We start from the raw sequence: 17,280 nt of genomic DNA on the forward strand, positions 1-17,280 counted from the left end.
AACGCACCGGCCGTGCCAGGCAGACCCGACGGCTGGTGAGCCAGCTCAACCAACTCGGCTACCAGGTCACCCTCCAACAAGCGGAAGGCGTCGCCTGACCAGCGGCTACGGAAACGGGACGGTGGATTTTCGAATCAGTGGTTGACGAAGTTGAGGGGGCTCAGCTCATTCATGGATGTCTTCGGTGTCCACCACGACCTCATCGCGGAGTACGAGGCGTTTACCAGCTCCCTCGTGGCCGTGCGGGACCCGAGCATCGAGAGCCACCTGGACGGCGAGCGGCAACGGAAGACCCGCTGGCCCGACCCCAAACTCGCCCTGAACCCCACATTCCGCAGCGGCGGGACCGTTGCCGCGCTGTGCGACGACGGCCTGTTGCACCCGATGTGCCGTGAGTACTTCCGGCACAAGGAGCATGAGCAAGACCCTGGCAGCCGCACCCTCTCCCTCCACCAGCACCAGCGCGAGGCCGTCATGGCGGCCGACCGCGGTGACTCGTACGTCCTGACCACGGGCACCGGCTCGGGCAAGAGCCTCACCTACATCGTGCCGATAGTTCACCAGGTGCTGAGTGCCCCCAACCCCGACGGCATCTCGGCGATCGTCGTCTACCCCATGAACGCGCTGGCCAACAGCCAGCTCCATGAGCTGGAGAAGTACCTCACCTGGGGGGTGTCCGACGACCGCCGCAAGGTGAGCTTCGCCCGGTACACCGGTCAGGAGGACTCCGAGCAGAAGCTCCAGGTGCTGCGTAAGAAACCGGACATCCTGCTCACCAACTACGTGATGCTGGAGTACCTCCTCACCCGTCCCGACGAGCGACGGGAGCTGATCGGCGCCGCCCGGGGCCTTCGTTTCCTCGCCCTGGACGAGCTGCACACCTATCGGGGCCGCCAGGGTGCCGACGTAGCCCTCCTCGTCCGGCGCCTCCGGGATGCCTGTGAGGCGCCGGACCTCCAGTGCGTCGGCACGTCGGCGACGATGGCCACGGGCGTCACTTTCGCCAAGGCCCGTGAGGAGATCGCGAAGGTCGCCACGCGCCTGTTCGGTACGGAGATCCGCCCGGACCGCGTGATCGGCGAGACCCTGGAGCGCTCGACGGACCCGGGCCCCGACGCCATGGCCGGTGTCCATCCCCAGGCCCCTCTCGCGGATGCCGTACGCCGGGCTGCCGCCGTCCCCGACGAACTCCCCACCGAGTACGAGGCCCTGCGCGGCGACCCCCTCGCCGTCTGGGTCGAGGACACCGTCGGACTCGCTGTCGAGGAACCGAGCGGGCGCCTCGTGCGCCGTCCCCCGCTCACCATCCCGCAGGCAGCCGGGCTCCTCGCCGAAGCGAGCGGGGAAGGCGCCGAGGACTGCCACCGCGCCATTGAGGCGGTGCTGAAGGCCGGCGCCAAGGCCCGGCACCCGCAGCTCGACCGACCGTTGTTCGCCTTCCGGCTGCACCAGTTCCTGTCCAAGGGTGACACGGTCTACGTCAGCTTCGAACCGCCCGGCCACCGCCACCTGACCAGCCAGTACCAGACCCGGGTGCCGGACCACCGGGACAAGCCGTTGGTGCCTCTGCACTTCTGCCGGGACTGCGGCAAGGAGTACCTGGTGGTGACCCGCCCGGCCGAGCACGAAGGGGCGCTCTTCGAGGCGCGCGAGGACCCGGATGCCCCCGCCGCCGACGGCGACGGTTTCCTGTACGTCAGCGACGACCGGCCGTGGCCCGACGAGCATGACGAGGAAGCCGTCTTCCGACGTTTCCCGGCCAGCTGGGTGGAAACGGACGACGACGGCCGGTCCTCGGTCGTGAAAGCACGCTCAGGAGATCTCCCCCAAGAGGTGTGGATCGGCCCCGACGGCCGGATCACTGAACCGGGGGCGGGCCTGCGCTCCTGGTGGATCGCCGCTCCCTTCCGCTTCTGCCTGCACTGCCGCACCTCGTACGAGCAATTGCGCCTGAAGGACCTCGCCAAACTGGGGACCTTCTCCGCTGAGGGGCGCAGTTCGGCGGTGTCTCTCATCAGCTCACGCGTGGTGCGTCCCTTCCCCGACCCGGAGGGCATCACGGGCCGTTCGCCGGTCTGGCGGTGGGGGGACGTCAACGCCTGGCTCGGCCAGTTCGGCGAGGGCGACGACGTGCACCCGCCCACGCGTGAGGAGGCCCTGGCCATCGACTTCATGCTGCCGAAATGGCAGCGCACCCTCGACGATGGCCTGCCCCTGGTCCACTTCACCGCCGCCGAGACCGGCGACGACCGGGACCACGAGCGCGAGACCGTCCAACGGCTGCTGGAGGGCACACTGGCGCTGCCCGGTGTCCTGGAGCGGATCGCTGCGGTGCCCCGCACCGAGCAACAGCGGCTCACCGTCGTCTGCGCGGTCCTGCCCGACCTGCTGAGCAGCGTCGTCTCCCGCATCGGCCACGACGAGGTCTGGGCCGTCCTCGCCTTCCAGGGCGCGGAGGGCGAACTCCACCTTCAGCCCGTCGGCACGGCCAAGGCGCCCGGCGCCGTCCCGGTCTCCAGCCTCGGTCTGGGGCGCGACGCGACGGTCGGCGACCTGCTCCTCGTACAGACGAACGGACCGGACGACATCCCGGTCACACCGACCACTCCGGTCGGCCTGGACTGACCGGTACGGCCGTCTTCCACCGGGCCCGCGCGTGCCGGGTGACGGCTGTCATCCCCCGTACCCTGCGAAGAATGGACGCCGTGCCCAGCATCACCACCGTCGTCGCCCGTGCCCTCCACACAGCAGCCGTCGTCCTGGCCGAGGTCGCCCCGCAGGACGGGCTGGTCTACGGGGATCTCTGGGAGAAGGCCCTCTTGCGGCAGCCACGGCTGGAGACGGACTGGCGGCAGGCCAACGAGGAGTCCTCGCAGGAGAACAACACTCCGTTCAAGGACTACGTCAACCGGTCGGCGAGCAACCTCGTCCAGGCCGGGTGGTTACACCGAGGTCTGCGTCGCTGGCAGTTGACCGGGCTCGGCCGGGACGCCCTCGACCGCTGGCCGGACCCGGTGGACTTCTACGGGGAGGCCTCCCGCCGTTACCGCCGCTGGGAGCGGCAGAAGCAGCTCTGCCTGGTCGCGGTGACCGCGCTGGAGCAGCTGCCCGACGGTGGTCACTGGGTGGTGCTCAAGGAACTGGCCGAGGTATTCGATGTGGACGTCGATGTCCTCGGGCCCTTCCTGCTCGGCTCCCGCCCGCGAGGTTGGTATCTCGCGCTCGGGGAGAACGGCGTCGCGGGCGACGCACTGCCCCTGTGGCCTCACGAGCGCGACCTGTGGCGCTCCCTGCTCGATGAGGAGGGCCTGCTCGACACCGGCCGCAGCAGCCTCGATACCGTACGCGCCCTGCCCGACCGCCGGATGCCCGTGTGGGACGCGCTCACGGCGGCCAAGCAGCCTGCCGAAGAAGGCGCCGCCGAACCGGAGCTGCCCCGCCAGCTGTGGATCATCCGGGGAAAGGACGCGACCAGCGGCATACCGCTCATCCGGGGCCCGTGGCGCGAACAGTCCGTGATCACCCTCGATGCGGAATCCCTGCCCCTCGGCCTGGGAGGCCACGACCTGGCCGGCGTCCGGAGGGTCGTCGAGGCGGGTCTTCCCGCCACCGCGCCGACCCGCCGTGAGGCCGTCGCCCGGGAACTGGACGCCTTCCTCAACCGGATGCGCCCGGGCGACATCGTGCTCTCCACCGACGGCTTCGACACCTACGTGGGGGTCGTGAAGGGCCCAGCCACCCGTACCGCCGACCAGCTCACGCGTCCTGTCGAATGGCGCAACCTCGACAAACCCCTCGACTTCTTCAAGGACCTCCCCTCCGGGCTGTCCGCGGTGGTCCAGGACGCCGACTCCCAGATCTTGGAGGCCACCGAGTACGCCGAAACCGTCCTCGCCCTCACCGACGACATGCCGCGGACCGAGCCGGAACCCGAGGGCCCGGCCGTGCTCCCCGACGCCACCTCCGAACTCGCCGCCCGGGTCAACATGCCCGACGCGACCTGGCTCCAGGACTGCGTCGAACTCCTTCGCGCCACCCCCCAGTTGATCTTCCACGGGCCGCCCGGCACCGGCAAGACGTACATCGCTCTCGCTCTCGCCCGCCACCTGGCCGGCGCCTCCGGCGCGACGAACGTACGCCTCGTCCAGTTCCACCCCGCCTACGCCTACGAGGACTTCTTCGAGGGCATCCGCCCCCGACTGGGCGGCACGACAGACACGGCAGGGAACGGCGGCGGTCTCGGCTACGACCTCGTCCGAGGGCCCCTGCGCAAGCTCGCCGACGAGGCGGAGCGGCGGCCCGCCGAGGTGTTCGTCCTGGTCATCGACGAGATCAACCGGGGCCACCTGGCCAAGATCTTCGGTGAGCTGTACTTCCTCCTGGAGTACCGCAAGGAACGCGTCCACCTTCTCTACGGTTCCGACGACGGTCGTGGTTTCCGCCTCCCGCCCAACCTTTACATCCTGGGCACGATGAACACCGTCGACCGCTCCGTGGCCTACATGGACGCGGCCATGCGCCGACGCTTCTCCTTCGTCGAACTCCACCCCGACATACCGCCGGTGTCGGGCGTACTGGAAGCCTGGCTGCGCGGGCGGGCGGCGGAGCGGGGCGAGGACCCGGCCGCGGCCGACGTCACGCATGCCCGGATCCTCGACGAGATCAACAGGATGCTGGCCGAGGGCAATCCGGGCGACCGCTCCTTCCGCGTCGGACCGTCGTACTTCATGCAGGACCTCGCCCATACCGGCGACGGCGCCCTCGAACGCCTCTGGCGCACCCAGATCATCCCGCTCCTCACCGAGCATCACTGGGGTGAAGGCGTGGCAGTGGAGACGGTGTACGCGTTGGACGCCCTGCGTGATCGGTTGGGCATCCGGCAGCCCACCGCCGATGACACCGACGACGCCCCGGCGGACTCGTGAACCTCCGCCACACCCGCTCCCCCCGGTGCGGCGACCTCGCACGCCCCGTCAAGCTGGAGGAGAACGGCGGCTGGACCACGTACGACCTGACACCACCCCAGCTCGCGACCCTCGCCGCCCATCCGAAGCTGCTCGCCCTGCATCCCGAGAGCGCGACCCGCTGGCGGCTGAGGGCGAAGGACCGCGTCGGCTCCGTGCGGCTGGGTGCGGGGGAGGGGACCGTACAGCTGACCATCACCCCCAAAGTGCCCGTCGACCGGCTCCTCCATCTCGTCGCCTACGCCCCGGACCGCGTCGAGTTCGACCCCCGCCCCGTCACCGCCGAACCCCGCCCCGACCTGCTGCCGGCCCTCGCCCACGCCTTCGTCTCGGCCGCCGGACACGCGCTCGGTCAGGGTGTCCTCCACGACTACCGGGAAACGGACGACACCCTGCACGTCGTCCGTGGCCGCATCCGCCACGCCGATCAGATCCGTCGCAGACCCGGCGTCCCGGTCCCCCTGGAGGTCGTCTACGACGACCACACCCCCGACATACCGGAGAACCGCCTCCTTCTCGCCGCCACCCGCCGCCTCCTGCGCGTCCCTGGCCTCGACCCCGGCCTCCGTGCCGCCCTGCAACGCCTCACGGCCCGCCTCGACGGGGTCGGGCTCCTGCCCGCCGGAGCCCGACCGCCCGAGTGGACGCCCGGTCGCCGCAACGCCCGCTACGCCCACGCCCTCGTACTGGCCGAACTCGTCCTGCGCGGCGGTTCGTACGAACTCGGCGACGGCCGACAGCTGGCCGTCGACGGCATGCTCGTCGTCATGTGGCGGCTCTTCGAGGCCTACCTCGCCCGGGCGGTCGGCGAGGCACTGCGCCATCGCGTCGGGGGGCGGCCCGAGCCCCAGGACCGCAGCCATTTCCTCGATACGGCGGGCCGGCACGTCCTCAAGCCGGACCTCGTGCACTACCTGCCCTCGCCGCACGACGGCGTCCAGCGGCCAGCCGTCGTGGTCGACGCCAAGTTCAAGACCAGGCCGCAGCGCGACGACCTCTACCAGATGACGGCGTACTGCGTGCGCCTCGGTCTCGGCGAGGGGCACCTCGTCTACGCGTCGGGGAGCGAAGGTGTGGTCGAAGTACCGGTGGGGGAAGGACGGTTGAGGATCTTTCGGCACGTCGTCGACCTGTCCCGGCCGTGGCGGGAACTGGCCACGGACGTCGAGTCCCTCGCGGAGTCCGCCGACAGTGTGCGCACGGTTCGGGCCGTCTGAAGAGCGGCGGCGGGCCGGCGTACCCCTCAGGCGGGTGATCACACAGGGTTCCCCGGCGGCGCCGGTTCCGGCCGCACTACGGTGAGTTCATGGCCAGCAAGCGACGCACGTCCGGCAAGAACAAGACCCGTCGCACCCGGCACCCCTCCACTCCCGCCCAGGCCGCAGCGGAGTATGAGCGGTTGGTGGAGCAGTACCCCGAGGACCGGGAGGAACTGCTCCGCGAGGCCGCCGACGCCTGGCGGAGCGCTGGGCAACACGACCGCGCCCTCGCGGTCTACGGGCAACTGCTCGACCCGGAGTCGGACGGTTGCCGGGAGCGGGACGTGGTCGACGCATGGCGCATCGACACGCTGTGGGAGGCGGGGCGTCAGGAAGAGGCGCGGACCGCGGCCGCCACGTTCCGTGCGCGGCACCCCAGGGACGCCACCGCCTGGAGTCTCGTCGCCGGGGCCTTCGAGTACGCCGACGAGACGGCGACGGCCGCCTACGACGGGCGTCACGCAGGCACTCGGTGCCGGTGCCGCGGTGACGGCGGACGTGGTCGACGACTTCCGGGACTCGTTCGGGCTGGAGGAACTCCTCATCGGCCGCCACCGAGTGCGGCGCCTGCTCGGCGAGACCCACGACGACTGGGACGACGTGGCCGACGAAGTGCACGAGAGGCGCGCTTCGCCCGTACTCGGCCGGGTGCGTCCGCTGGACGAGCTCCCACGACCCGCTCCGCCTGAAGCGGCTGGCCGAGGGAGGGGCCGACGCGTTGCGGGTCGAGATGGAGGATCTCGCCGCCGCGATGGGCGAGGAGGAAAGGGCGCCCTGGGGAGCGCTGAGGACACCCTGTTCTGGCCGCCGGAGGAGTTCGCGCAACTCATGGCCCGTTGGCCGGCGGTCGTGGACGCGAACGGCGATGACCACACAGGCCACCTGCGGCAGGTCGAGCGCACCTTGCGTGAGCTGTCGGACAGGGTGCCGCTCACCTCGCCGTCGGATGGGTCACCGTGGGTGGCCTGGCCTCCCGCCCGTAACGGGCCCTGTTGGTGCGGTTCGGAGCACAAGTACAAGAAGTGCTACGGAAATCCCGCGATCGTGTGAACGGGCCGGAGGCACTGGACTCCGGGCGTGGGTACAATTCCGTGAATGTAGGCACAATGTCTGCCCCGTCGAGGGAGCCCGTCATGAGCGCCATCTCGGTCCGCGAGTTCTCGTACAACCCCAGTGCTGTGTTCGCCCGCGTCGAGAAGGGCGAGGCAATTCAGGTCACCCGGCATGGCACCGTGATCGCGATACTGTCGCCCGCCGGGGGGCCCATGGAGCGGTACGCGCACCTGGTGGCGCAGGGAAAGATCAAGCTCAAGACGTTCACGGCTGCCGACCTGCACAGCATGCCCCACTACCAGGTAGCGGAGGATGTCGACCCCCTGGCGGTACTCCTGGCCGAGCGCGAGGAGGACGACCGTTGATCTACATGGACACGTCCGCGCTGGTCACCTGGATGACTCGACGTAATCACTGGGTGGAGTTGGACATCTTCCTCCGGCAGAGAGTCACCCAGCCGCTCGCCACCAGCACGCTCGGCTTCGTCGAGACTGTACGGACCTTGGACCTCATGGGGCACTTTCCCAAGGCGATGGAAGACCTGGACGCTCGGGTCACGGAGATCCTTCTCACCAGAGACGTGCGTGACGGCGCGGCCCTGCTGGTCGGGCGCCTGCGAACGCTGGACGCGGTTCACGTGGCCAGTGCGCTGTCCCTGGGGGACGACCTGACCGCGGTGGTGACCTACGACCGCAGGATGCTTGAGAGGGCTCGTGCGGAGGGACTGCCCGCCCACGCCCCCGGAATGCCGGACTGATCCGGCTGCTCGACTGTAGAAACCCGACAGCGAGTCCCGTAAGCCACTGTCGGTGCCCGATTGTCCCCGGGGGGGCCGGGACCGATAGGTTTTCGGGAAAGCCGCCTGTCATCCAGCTGTCCGGGCGGATGTGTCAGACCCCTATCGAAAGGGTGATCCGTTGAGCCGCTCGGTTCTCGTCACCGGAGGCAACCGGGGCATCGGCCTCGCCATCGCCCGCGCATTCGCCGACGCCGGCGACAAGGTCGCGATCACGTACCGCTCGGGGGAACCGCCGGCCGGCTTCCTGGCCGTCAAGTGCGACATCACCGACACTGAGCAGGTGGAGCAGGCCTACAAGGAGATCGAGGCCGAGCACGGCCCGGTCGAGGTGCTGATCGCCAACGCCGGCATCACCAAGGACCAGCTCCTGATGCGCATGTCCGAGGAGGACTTCACGTCCGTCCTCGACACCAACCTCACCGGCACCTTCCGCGTGGTCAAGCGCGCCAACCGCGGCATGCTGCGCGCCAAGAAGGGCCGCGTCGTCCTGATCTCCTCGGTCGTCGGCCTGTACGGCGGCCCCGGCCAGGCCAACTACGCCGCCTCCAAGGCCGCCCTGGTCGGCTTCGCGCGCTCCCTCGCCCGTGAGCTGGGCTCGCGCAACATCACCTTCAACGTCGTCGCGCCCGGCTTCGTCGACACCGACATGACGAAGGTGCTCACCGACGAGCAGCGCGAGGGCATCGTGAAGCAGGTGCCGCTCGGCCGGTACGCGCAGCCCGAGGAGGTCGCCGCGACGGTGCGGTTCCTCGCCTCGGACGACGCCTCGTACATCACTGGAGCCGTCATCCCCGTTGACGGCGGACTGGGAATGGGTCACTGAACACCATGAGCGGAATTCTCGAGGGCAAGCGCGTCCTGATCTCCGGTGTGCTGATGGAGTCCTCCATCGCCTTCCACGCCGCCAAGCTGGCCCAGGAGCAGGGCGCCGAGATCATCCTGACCGCGTTCCCGCGGCCCACGCTGACCGAGCGCATCGCAAAGAAGCTCCCGAAGCCCACCAAGGTCATCGAGCTCGACGTCACCAACGACGAGCACCTGGGCCGGCTCGCCGACCTGGTCGGCGAGGAGCTCGGCGGCCTCGACGGCGTCGTGCACTCCATCGGCTTCGCGCCGCAGGACGCGCTCGGCGGCAACTTCCTCAACACGCCGTTCGAGTCCGTGGCCACCGCCATGCACGTCTCGGCGTACTCCCTGAAGTCGCTGACCATGGCCTGCCTGCCGCTGATGCAGAACGGCGGCTCGGTCGTCGGCCTCACCTTCGACGCGCAGTACGCCTGGCCGCAGTACGACTGGATGGGCCCGGCCAAGGCCGCCCTGGAGGCCACCAGCCGCTACCTCGCCCGTGACCTGGGCAAGCAGAGCATCCGTTGCAACCTGATCTCCGCGGGCCCGATCGGCTCCATGGCCGCCAAGTCCATTCCGGGCTTCAGCGAGCTGGCCTCCGTCTGGGACAACCGCTCCCCGCTGGAGTGGGACCTCAAGGACCCGGAGCCGGCGGGCAAGGGCATCGTCGCCCTGCTGAGCGACTGGTTCCCGAAGACCACCGGCGAGATCATCCACGTCGACGGCGGTCTGCACGCCATCGGTGCCTGATCTCCGGTACGTCGTCGACGCCCCGTTCCCCATGGGAGCGGGGCGTCCCCCGTTCGGTCTATCCGACCAGGCGTCCGAGGCCCGCAACCGCGCACTCTGGATGAAGCGTTCACCACACGCTTCCCTCCCCAGCTCGGCCGAGGAGGTCCCCTTGTGCGCCTGTCCAGCAGCCTGGCCTCAGTGACCGTGGCCCTCGCCCTCGTGCTGTCCCTGCCCTACGAAGCGGTGCCGCACGCGCGCGTGAAGGGACCCGTCTCGACGCAGCCCTTCGGCGCCGAGTGCCGTACCAGGACCACCGGGTCCCATGTGACCGCGTACTGCCACAACCCCTATCCGGGGATCGACCGCGTCAGCCTGCACATCGAGTGCGACAAGTGGTGGGACCTCGACACCGACGGCACCCCGGTCGACACGGGGCCGGCGATGACCGTGCGGCTCACGGGGCGCTGCTGGGAGAACGTGCGCTCGGTGTGGGTCAGCCATCAGCAGGGGTGAACCGTCCCGGACGGCACAGGAACGGATAGCTCGCCGCCTCCCGGCCCGCCGCCTCGGCGTCGCCCGCGCGGATCGCGTCGACCAGGCGGGTGTGGTCCATGTACGTCTCCGGCGTCAGCTCCTCGCCCACGTCCTCACGCAGCCAGTCCCGCAGCACCTCGCCGAGGTCGGCGTACATCGCGGTCATCACGTCGTTGTGGGACGCGGAGACGACCGCGAGATGGAAGGTCGCGTCGGCCGTCACGAAGGCCTCCGTGTCGCCGGACTCCCAGGCCTCCTCGCGCCGCACGAGGAGCGCGTCGAGCTGCTTGAGGTCCTTCTCCGTGCGCCGCTCGGCCGCGAGGCCGGCCGCCGCCGACTCCAGTGTGGAGCGCAGCTCGGCGATGTGCCGGGGGTCCGCGTCGGCGAAGCGGCGGTGCATCACGCCCGCCAGCTCGCTGGTCGCCACGACGTAGGTGCCCGAGCCCTGGCGGATGTCCAGCAGGCCGTTGTGCGCGAGCGCGCGGACGGCCTCGCGGACCGTGTTGCGGGCGACGCCCAGCTGCTCGACGAGCTCGGGCTCCGTCGGAATGCGTGAGCCGACCGGCCACTCACCGGAGGTGATCTCATTCCGCAGCGCCGCGATGACCTGCTCGGACAGCGCCGAACGACGGGGATGACTCAGGGGCATGGCACACCTTCGCACGAGGTGGCCGGGTGCGGCCGGCCAAGGGGTGGACAACCAATCATCCTATGATTCTATGATGGGCCTCATGGTGTGTGAGGAAACCCGGACGACGACGTCCACGGCAGTGCGCAGCTCGGCCGCGGACGAACCCCAGCGACCCGCCACGCGCGCGTGGACGACACGTCTGCTCGTGCTCGCCATGGTGCTGGCCGCGCTGAACCTGCGTCCCGCCATCACCAGCCTCGGCGCGCTCCTCAAAGAAGTCCGCGACGGGCTGGGCATGAGCGGCAGCGTCGCCGGCCTGCTCACCTCCGTGCCGCCGCTGTGCTTCGCCGTCTTCGGCGTCATGGCCCCGCGCCTCGCCCGCCGCTTCGGCCCGGGCGCGGTGGTCTGCGCGGGCATGGTCGCCATCACCGGCGGCCTTCTCATACGGCCGTACGCGGGCGGGACGGCAGGTTTCCTGGTCGGCAGCGCACTCGCCCTGATGGGCATCGCCGTCAGCAACGTCCTGATGCCGGTCATCGTCAAGCGCTGGTTCCCGGACCGGGTCGGCTCCATGACCGGCCTGTACTCGATGGCCCTCGCCCTGGGCACGGCGGCCGCCGCCGCGGTGACGGTGCCCATGACCGACGCGCTGGGCGGCAGTTGGCGGACCGGCCTCGCGGTGTGGGCGGGGCTCGCGGGGGCGGCCGTACTGCCGTGGATTCCGTTCGTACGGGGCCGGGGCGCGCCCTCCGGCCAGGAGCCGACCCGGCGCGAGGAGCACGCGCGTGTGGCGGAGCCGTCGGCCCGGGACGCGGCACCCGCGCTGCGCATCACCCGGAGCCGTACCGCCTGGGCGCTCGCCGTCTTCTTCGGGCTCCAGGCCACGGCCGCCTACATCACCATGGGCTGGATGGCGCAGATCTTCCGGGACGCGGGAGTTTCCGCGAGCACGGCGGGGCTGCTGCTCGCCGTCACGATGGTGATGGGCGTGCCGCTGGCCTTCGTCATCCCGCGGGTCGCCACCAGGCTGCCGCACCAGGGCCCGATCGTCCTCGTGCTCGGCGTCTGCGGCCTCGCCGGATACGCCGGCCTCTATCTCGCACCGGCCGACGGCGCCTGGGCCTGGGCGCTGCTGCTGGGCGTCGCCAACTGCGCCTTCCCGCTCGCCCTCACGATGGTCGGCATGCGGGCCCGCACCGGTGCCGGCGTCGCCCAGCTGTCGGCCTTCGCGCAGAGCACCGGCTATCTGATCTCCATCCCCGGCCCGCTGCTGGTCGGCGTCCTCTACCAGCACAGCGGCGGCTGGGGCCTGCCGATCGCGCTCATGGCCGCGCTCATGCTCCCGCAGATGGTGGTCGGCGTCCTGGCGGGCCGGGACCGCACGGTCGAGGACGAGGCGGCCCGCTGACCCCGGGGGAACCGCGGTGGGCAGGGGGTGCGAGACTTGCCGTATGCCAGTGCTCGATCCGAACCCCCAGAACGGCCAGAAGAAGATGCTGCTCGTCTTCGGCTCGTTCTTCGCCATCTTCGTGATCATCGCCATCGTCGCCACGATCGCCTCGCCGTGACATCCGCCGAGGGGCGCCGATGGTGGGGCTAGCCCCCCCATCCCCTAGGGGGTGAGTGTCAGGGTCAACTGGGTGGATCTCCGGATGGGTTGAGGGCCCCCGACTCCGTACCTTCGAAGTGTGGCCGCGAGCGGCGGACCACCCACCACTCGAAGATCCACGGAGGCACCCATGTCCGCCCAGTCGCACACCCGGCCCCATCCGGCGACCACGGGCGGCGTCGACATCAGGCTGCCCTGGTGGGCCCTCGTCCTGCCCACGCTCGCCTTCATCGTGCTGCTGGCCCTGATGCTGAACCCGACGGACGCCCAGGCGGCGACGGGCGACCCGCTGATCACCCACCTCTTCGAGCGCGTACAGCAGCTCATAGCCCGCTGAGCATGGGCTCGGGGCCCGTCCCGGCCGCTGGTCAACTCCCTGCGCCCCATGGCCTGTTTCATGCGAAGCTGGGTGCCATGAGCGTCGCAGAACCCCGCAGGATCGTCCTTTTCCGGCATGCGAAAGCCGACTGGCCACAGATGACCGACCATGAGCGCCCCCTCGCCGAGCGGGGCCGGATGGACGCCGCCGTCGCCGGACGCAAGCTGGCCGACACCGCAGTCCCCTTCGATCTGGCCCTGTGCTCCACCGCGATCCGGACCCGCGAGACCTGGAAGCTCGCCGTCCACGAGCTGCCTCATCGGCCGAAAACCGTCTATGAGGAGCGGATCTACGAGGCCTCGCCCGGCGAGCTGATCGCGTTGCTCAACGAGACGCCCGACGACGTCCAGAGCCTCGTCCTGATCGGCCACAACCCGGGCGTGCAGGGCCTCGCGGACATTCTGTCCGGCTCGGCCGAGGGCGACGCCCGTGACCGGATGAGCCGCCGCGGCTTTCCGGCCGCCGCCTTCGCCGTACTGTCCTTCGACGGCTCCTGGAAGTCCCTGGAGCCGGCCGTGGCCACACTGATCGACTACTGGGCGCCGACCGAGTAAGCCCTACGACGGCCGAGGGGCCCGGCACCGCCATGACGCGGGTGCCGGGCCCCTCGCCGTTGCTCCGTGCGGGTCCCCTGGTCCCGGTGCGGGTCTCCCCACTCCTGCGGTGCGGAGCCCTCACTCCTCGTCGTGGGTGTCCGCGGCCTCGACCTCTTCGCGGGTGACGCCCAGCAGGTAGAGGACGGTGTCCAGGAAGGGCACGTTCACCGCGGTGTGCGCGGCCTCCCGGACGACCGGCTTCGCGTTGAAGGCGACGCCGAGGCCGGCGGCGTTGAGCATGTCCAGATCGTTGGCGCCGTCGCCGATGGCCACGGTCTGGGCGAGCGGTACGCCCGCCTCGGCGGCGAAGCGGCGCAGCAGCCGCGCCTTGCCCGCGCGGTCCACGATCTCGCCGGTGACCTTGCCGGTGAGCCTGCCGTCGACGATCTCCAGAGTGTTGGCCTGGGCGAAGTCCAGCCCGAGACGCTCCTTGAGATCGTCGGTGACCTGGGTGAACCCGCCGGAGACGACACCCACTTGATACCCGAGCCGCTTCAGCGTACGGATCAGCGTGCGCGCGCCCGGCGTCAGCCGCACCTCGCTGCGCACCTTGTCCACCACCGAGACGTCCAGCCCCTCCAGCAGCGCCACGCGCGCGTGCAGCGACTGCTCGAAGTCCAGCTCCCCGCGCATCGCGGCCGCGGTCACCTCGGCGACCTTGTCCTCGCAGCCCGCGTGCGCGGCGAACAGCTCGATGACCTCGTCCTGGATGAGCGTCGAGTCGACGTCCATGACGACGAGCCGCTGCGCCCGCCGATGCAGCCCCGCGGCGACGACCGCCACGTCGACACCGAGTGCCGCGGCATCCGTCACCAGTGCGGTGCGCAGGGGCGCGGTCTCGACGCCGGAGACCGCGAACTCGACGGCCGTGACCGGGTACTTGGCGAGACGGAAGATACGGTCGATGTTGCCACCGACGCTGGCGATCTTCGCGGCGATGCGCGCGGTCGCCTCCGCCGTGAGGGGATGACCGAGGACGGTGACCAGGGAGCGCCCGAGACCGCGCGGCCGGTTGTCGCCGCGGCCGGAGATGATCTCCGCCTGCATCTTCATCGACTCCGCCCAGCTGTGGACGGTGGCGCGCAGATCTCCCTCGAGCCCGGCCATCGGCGGGGTCACCAGTGCGCACAGGGTGAGCCGGCCACGGGTGACGACCTGCTCGATGTCGACCACGTCGACGGAGTAGGCGGCGAGGGTGTCGAAGAGGCCGGCCGTGATGCCCGGCCGGTCCTTGCCGAAGATCTTGACGAGGAGGGTGGGGGCGTCGGGCGTGACGTCAGAAGTCGGGATCTGCGAAGCGCTCATGGTGTACCCACCGTATCCGGCACCCAGTGCCGACCGCCGCTGCGGTCCGCCTAGCGGACACGGAACACTGGGTGTCGCCCGGATGGCGAGCACCTTACGCACCGGCCACGATTGCCTCGACGGCACCGGCAGCCGAGGGATGCCTCGACAGACAACCCGGCGCCGTCAGCGGCCGCCCTTCGGCCTCCGCGGTGGCGGCGGGGGCGGGGGAGGCGGTGGCGGGGGAGGCTGCCGCCGAGGAGGCGGCCCTCCGAAGGGGCGGGCCACCGTGGGGGCGCCGTACATGTCGGTGGTGCCGGGACCGGGACCGGGACCGGAGCCGGAGTCGGGGTCGCCATCGGGGTCATGTCCAGTCCCGGGCTCGGGGGCGCCGGGGCCGGGACCGGAGTCCGGTCCATGGCCGGAGTCCGGTCCATGGCCGGAGCCGTAGCCCGGCCCGGAGCCCGGCGGCCCGTAGCCGGGGCTGGGGCCCGGCCCGGAGCCCGGCCCGGAGCCCGGCCCGTAGCCGGGGCTGGGGCCGGAGCCCGCGCCCGTGCCCGTGCCGACGCCTGTGCCCGTTCCAGTGCCGGCACCCCGCCTACTACCCGCACCCGTACCCGTGCCGGCGCCCCTGCCACTACCCGCACCCGTACCCGTGCCGGCGCCCCTGCCACCACCCGCACCCGTACCCGTGCCGGCACCCCCGTCGGCCGGCTGCGAGGCGTCCTCGTACCGTGCTCCTCCGAACGGCCGCCCGCGCTCCCGGGCGCCGAACCGTCCTCCCCGTTCGTCCGGCCGCGCGCCCTCACCCGGCCGGGCCCGGTCTGGCGGCCGCGCGTCCTCCGGCTCCCTCACCTCGTCCGGCACCTGCAGATACGGATTGGTGGCCGGGTTGGGCGCCCGATAGGAGGCACTGGGCACATACGGCCCGGACGTCCCACCCCCGTAGGCCCCCGGCGCCCCCGTCGGCACCCCGGACGGCGGAACGTACCCCGGATACCCGGCGCCCCCGGGCCCCGCCCCCGCTGCCACACCCGTCCGCGCCAACGGTGCCGCCCGCCGCCCCGCCGCCCCGGTCACCCAAGCCAACAGCGCGCCCGCGCCCCCTGCCCCCGCGCCCCACACGGCACCGAGCAACAGAGCCATACCGAGGTTGCCCTGCAACGTGATCCCGGCCCCGAACGCGTCGAACCCCAGCACGGACAGCGAGGCATCCACCGACACCTCGGTCAGCCAGGCGAGCAACGGCAAGGTCAGGGCCGTAACGACCCCCAGCCGCAAGGCACACCGCCCAGCGAACCCAAGGGCACCAGCCCCTCGTACCCCCGCAGGACCCGCACCCCCGGGTCCGCCCGGGGCCGCCCCACCACTCACCGGCGTCCGCACCGCCGCCAGCACCCCCGCCAGCAGCATCAGCAACGCCGCCGCGACCCCCAGCAGCCACACCCGCCCGTCCAGGTCGGCCAGCCTGCCCAGCGTCACCGACTGGTTGGTCTTCGCCGTGAGGAGGTCGTCCAGGGGGTTCGGGAGGAGCTTGGTCAGGGCGCCCGTCGCCTTGCCGTCGAAGGGGATGAAGAGGCCGATCGGGATGCCGAGCCAGGTGCCGTTGGGGGCACCCAGCAACGCCGCGCCGAAGATCCGCTTGGGGTGGGCGTCACCGATCGCCGCGTACGCCGCCGCCGCGAACCCGGCCGCCACCGAGACCAGCATCACCGTGACGATGGCGGATGCCGCCGGCCGGACCACGCGGTGAACCGCCTCCCAGCCGCGCGGCAGCGGCGTGCGGCGCGAGGCCAGCAGAGCGATCAGCAGGATGCCGGCCGACCAGCCGAGACCCCCGAGCAGGGTCGGCGCCGTGTCGACGCTGAAGCCGACCCCCGCCTTCGCGTTGATCAGGTTGCCGATGTTGTCCGGAAGCAGTCCGCCGATGTTCCCCAGGTCCCCGAGGCCCGGGACCTTGATGCCACCGCCTCCGCCACCGCCGGGCAGCTTGTCGAGCCCCAGCGAGCCGCCGTCGATCGTGATGACGTCATGCCCCGCCCAGGCCAGCCCGCCCAGCGTCGCCACGAAGAGGGCGACCACCGCGCCCGCGCGCGCGAGGAGTTCGGCCGGCGCGATCACAACTCCCGCGGACCGCAAGGAACGTAGGAAGAACCAGGACAGGAGCAGCGCGCCCACCAGGCTCACCCCCAGCGGCGTGATCGTGACGGCCGTATGAGCCTCCGCGCCCTTCAGGCCGAACGCGGAGACGTCGCCGGACGGTGTCACCGAACCGCCCGCCCCAAGGGCAACGACAGCCGCTGTCATCGGGCCGAGCGAGCCCGCCGCGTCCGCCTCCAGCAGATGCAGACCGAGCGCCGCCGTACCGGCCATCCCGATCAACGCCCAGCTCACGGAGGCGATCGCGGACAGCAGGACATCGCCCCACGGAACCCTCGCACCGTTCCTCACGGACTCGACACCCGACGACGCGCTCATGGCAGACCCCCCGATCCGCGGCGCGGCACATCGCCGCGCATGTCCCCCTCGCGTGGATTACCACTCTCCGGGTCGGTTTCAACCCCGTCAACGGAACCGGACGAACCGCCCCTGCG

Annotated in this window: 17 protein-coding genes; 14 read left to right on the top strand and 3 right to left on the bottom strand. The window is 71.0% G+C overall.

Annotated elements, in window-relative coordinates; translation table 11 throughout:
- Positions 1 to 171: 171 nt before the first annotated feature.
- From ACWC09_RS47130 to ACWC09_RS47175, 10 genes are all read left to right on the top strand, one after another.
- Positions 172 to 2,625, top strand: a complete 2,454-nt coding sequence (locus tag ACWC09_RS47130; RefSeq protein WP_450857834.1) for a DEAD/DEAH box helicase — start codon at positions 172 to 174, stop codon at positions 2,623 to 2,625.
- Between the two features lie 71 nt (positions 2,626 to 2,696).
- Entirely contained in the window at positions 2,697 to 4,925 is a 2,229-nt protein-coding gene (locus ACWC09_RS47135; protein ID WP_450857836.1) for an McrB family protein, read from the top strand.
- A complete protein-coding gene (locus ACWC09_RS47140) occupies positions 4,922 to 6,181 on the top strand; it encodes an McrC family protein (protein WP_450857838.1) in 1,260 nt (419 codons plus the stop codon). Before ACWC09_RS47135 ends, ACWC09_RS47140 begins: the two co-directional genes overlap by 4 nt.
- Positions 6,182 to 6,270: 89 nt before the next feature.
- Entirely contained in the window at positions 6,271 to 6,912 is a 642-nt protein-coding gene (locus ACWC09_RS47145) for a hypothetical protein (RefSeq protein WP_450857840.1), read from the top strand.
- Between the two features lie 139 nt (positions 6,913 to 7,051).
- Positions 7,052 to 7,273 carry an SEC-C metal-binding domain-containing protein gene (locus ACWC09_RS47150; RefSeq protein WP_450857842.1) on the top strand — a complete coding sequence of 74 codons (222 nt, stop codon included), beginning with the start codon at positions 7,052 to 7,054 and terminating at the stop codon, positions 7,271 to 7,273.
- Positions 7,274 to 7,356: 83 nt separating this feature from the next.
- A complete protein-coding gene (locus tag ACWC09_RS47155) occupies positions 7,357 to 7,641 on the top strand; it encodes a type II toxin-antitoxin system Phd/YefM family antitoxin (protein ID WP_450857844.1) in 285 nt (94 codons plus the stop codon).
- A gap of 5 nt (positions 7,642 to 7,646) precedes the next feature.
- Entirely contained in the window at positions 7,647 to 8,033 is a 387-nt protein-coding gene (locus ACWC09_RS47160) for a type II toxin-antitoxin system VapC family toxin (protein WP_450857885.1), read from the top strand.
- A 160-nt stretch (positions 8,034 to 8,193) separates the two neighbouring features.
- Positions 8,194 to 8,898, top strand: coding sequence for a 3-oxoacyl-[acyl-carrier-protein] reductase (gene fabG, locus ACWC09_RS47165; RefSeq protein ID WP_388838399.1), 705 nt, complete (start codon positions 8,194 to 8,196; stop codon positions 8,896 to 8,898).
- Positions 8,899 to 8,903: 5 nt separating this feature from the next.
- Complete coding sequence (gene fabI / locus ACWC09_RS47170; RefSeq protein ID WP_450857847.1) at positions 8,904 to 9,671, top strand: enoyl-ACP reductase FabI; 768 nt, start codon at positions 8,904 to 8,906, stop codon at positions 9,669 to 9,671.
- Between the two features lie 153 nt (positions 9,672 to 9,824).
- Positions 9,825 to 10,166: a hypothetical protein gene (locus tag ACWC09_RS47175; protein ID WP_450857849.1), complete on the top strand. Its 342-nt coding sequence runs from the start codon at positions 9,825 to 9,827 to the stop codon at positions 10,164 to 10,166.
- Here the strand turns inward: ACWC09_RS47175 and ACWC09_RS47180 are convergent.
- A complete protein-coding gene (locus ACWC09_RS47180; protein ID WP_450857851.1) occupies positions 10,147 to 10,836 on the bottom strand; it encodes a FadR/GntR family transcriptional regulator in 690 nt (229 codons plus the stop codon). The genes ACWC09_RS47175 and ACWC09_RS47180 overlap by 20 nt on opposite strands.
- A 70-nt stretch (positions 10,837 to 10,906) precedes the next feature.
- Between ACWC09_RS47180 and ACWC09_RS47185 the strand changes: the two genes are divergently transcribed.
- From ACWC09_RS47185 to ACWC09_RS47200, 4 genes are all read left to right on the top strand, one after another.
- Positions 10,907 to 12,226, top strand: a complete 1,320-nt coding sequence (locus tag ACWC09_RS47185) for a CynX/NimT family MFS transporter (RefSeq protein ID WP_450857853.1) — start codon at positions 10,907 to 10,909, stop codon at positions 12,224 to 12,226.
- A 43-nt stretch (positions 12,227 to 12,269) separates the two neighbouring features.
- Complete coding sequence (locus tag ACWC09_RS47190; protein WP_006380681.1) at positions 12,270 to 12,386, top strand: SGM_5486 family transporter-associated protein; 117 nt, start codon at positions 12,270 to 12,272, stop codon at positions 12,384 to 12,386.
- Positions 12,387 to 12,557: 171 nt separating this feature from the next.
- Complete coding sequence (locus ACWC09_RS47195) at positions 12,558 to 12,764, top strand: hypothetical protein (protein ID WP_450857855.1); 207 nt, start codon at positions 12,558 to 12,560, stop codon at positions 12,762 to 12,764.
- 77 nt (positions 12,765 to 12,841) lie between these two features.
- Positions 12,842 to 13,360 carry a SixA phosphatase family protein gene (locus tag ACWC09_RS47200; protein WP_450857857.1) on the top strand — a complete coding sequence of 173 codons (519 nt, stop codon included), beginning with the start codon at positions 12,842 to 12,844 and terminating at the stop codon, positions 13,358 to 13,360.
- A gap of 120 nt (positions 13,361 to 13,480) precedes the next feature.
- Here ACWC09_RS47200 and serB read toward each other — a convergent pair whose 3' ends face one another.
- Together serB and ACWC09_RS47210 are read right to left on the bottom strand one after the other, a co-directional pair.
- Positions 13,481 to 14,707, bottom strand: a complete 1,227-nt coding sequence (gene serB, locus ACWC09_RS47205; RefSeq protein WP_450857859.1) for a phosphoserine phosphatase SerB — start codon at positions 14,705 to 14,707, stop codon at positions 13,481 to 13,483.
- Positions 14,708 to 14,872: 165 nt separating this feature from the next.
- Positions 14,873 to 17,164 carry a streptophobe family protein gene (locus tag ACWC09_RS47210; protein ID WP_450857861.1) on the bottom strand — a complete coding sequence of 764 codons (2,292 nt, stop codon included), beginning with the start codon at positions 17,162 to 17,164 and terminating at the stop codon, positions 14,873 to 14,875.
- Between the last annotated feature and the right edge of the window lie 116 nt (positions 17,165 to 17,280).

The organism is Streptomyces sp. NPDC001617, from assembly GCF_053596855.1.